The organism is Escherichia sp. XD33, from assembly GCF_019375075.1.
Lineage (GTDB): Bacteria > Pseudomonadota > Gammaproteobacteria > Enterobacterales > Enterobacteriaceae > Enterobacter > Enterobacter flexneri_A.
In genome coordinates this window covers 1-1,296 of sequence record NZ_JAENDM010000185.1, presented here as the reverse complement: position 1 = coordinate 1,296, position 1,296 = coordinate 1, and the positions used below count along the sequence as shown (strand labels likewise).

Here is a 1,296-nt window from a genome sequence, read left to right as displayed (position 1 = left end):
AATCAGAAAAAGGGCTGCTGAATGCGGCAAGACCGTTTCTGGTTTTTTACGGGCGGCAGCTCTCGGTAAGAAAGTTAACTCACTGACTGATGACCGGGTGCTGAAAGAAGTTATGCGACTGGGGGCGTTGCAGAAAAAACTCTTTATCGACGGCAAGCGTGTCGGGGACAGGGAGTATGCGGAGGTGCTGATCGCTATTACGGAGTATCACCGTGCCCTGTTATCCAGGCTTATGGCAGATTAGCTTCCCGGAGAGAAACTGTCGAAAACAGACGGTATGAACGCCGTAAGCCCCCAAACCGATCGCCATTCACTTTCATGCATAGCTATGCAGTGAGCTGAAAGCGATCCTGACGCATTTTTCCGGTTTATCCCGGGGAAAACATCTCTTTTTGCGGTGTCTGCGTCAGAATCGCGTTCAGCGCGTTTTGGCGGTGCACGTAATGAGACGTTATGGTAAATGGTGTCAGGTAACGGTTGTAAAAGCCCCGAAGTATGGGGCTGGTGTGCTTGTGTGTTATTTGTTTTTTTTATTTGTGTTTTTGTCTGTGTTATTTTTTTGTTCCATATATAAAACCACCTATCGCTCCAACTAATGTTGTCATTAGTGCCATCAGGTTATTTGCAAAATCTGGTAGTTCTCTATCTTTTATTCCGAAATAAACGATTAACATAAAAATTGATAAAACTATTAAAAATATAAAGGCCATGGAGCAAAGCCTTATAAGACCTTCGCTTTCAGCCTTTATTTCTTTTTCTGTTTTCGGTCTGTGGTTTTTTATCATTTCCTCTATTTGAGATCTTAAAATGAATCCAGGCTGTGAGTTTGTGTCACTTCCTGATTTCGCATTATTTATATTGCTACTTGTTTTTGAGAATGATGGTTCTACACGAATGTATTCAATCGCATCTGTTTTTGGTTTGAAAAATTTCATAATCCACTCACATCCTCAACATGCTTGGAGTTATAAGCAATGGATTTTTCTTTAAATAGGGCTAAGGTTAACCCTTCTTCAAGTGGTGTGTTATTATCGGTTGAGTTGTAGTCAAGTTGAACTATCACCGCATTTCCATTGTAGTTCTGTGCGGTTACTTGTCCTTGGCTTAAATTGATGACATTGTTTATTTGTATATTTTTGAATGTATCGCGGTTATTTATTCTTATTGTTATTTCATCTAAATTTCTTTTGTTTTCGTTTAAATACAGATCAGCTATTAGTTGAGATGGATTTTTATGTGGGATGTAATAGTTACCAACTAGGCCGATTCTTACGACTCCATATTTTTGGAATATTG

The 1,296-nt window shown here is 39.6% G+C and carries 3 protein-coding genes; 1 reads left to right on the top strand and 2 read right to left on the bottom strand.

Going from position 1 to position 1,296, the window contains the following annotated elements; translation table 11 throughout:
• Nucleotides 1-244, top strand: a 244-nt coding sequence (mobA, locus tag K0778_RS26135; RefSeq protein ID WP_050953836.1) for a plasmid mobilization protein MobA, incomplete at its 5' end; no start/stop codon positions are given.
• Between the two features lie 307 nt (nt 245-551).
• Here mobA and K0778_RS26130 read toward each other — a convergent pair.
• Both K0778_RS26130 and K0778_RS26125 read right to left on the bottom strand, forming a co-directional pair.
• Entirely contained in the window at nt 552-935 is a 384-nt protein-coding gene (locus K0778_RS26130; protein ID WP_022631129.1) for a hypothetical protein, read from the bottom strand.
• On the bottom strand, nt 932-1,296 hold a 365-nt coding region (locus K0778_RS26125; protein ID WP_159182151.1), incomplete at its 5' end, for a hypothetical protein. The genes K0778_RS26130 and K0778_RS26125, both read right to left, overlap by 4 nt.

Excerpts from the sequence above, each read along its gene's own strand:
- K0778_RS26130 (WP_022631129.1), bottom strand. The coding sequence starts at position 935 with ATGAAATTTTTCAAACCAAAAACAGATGCGATTGAATACATTCGTGTA.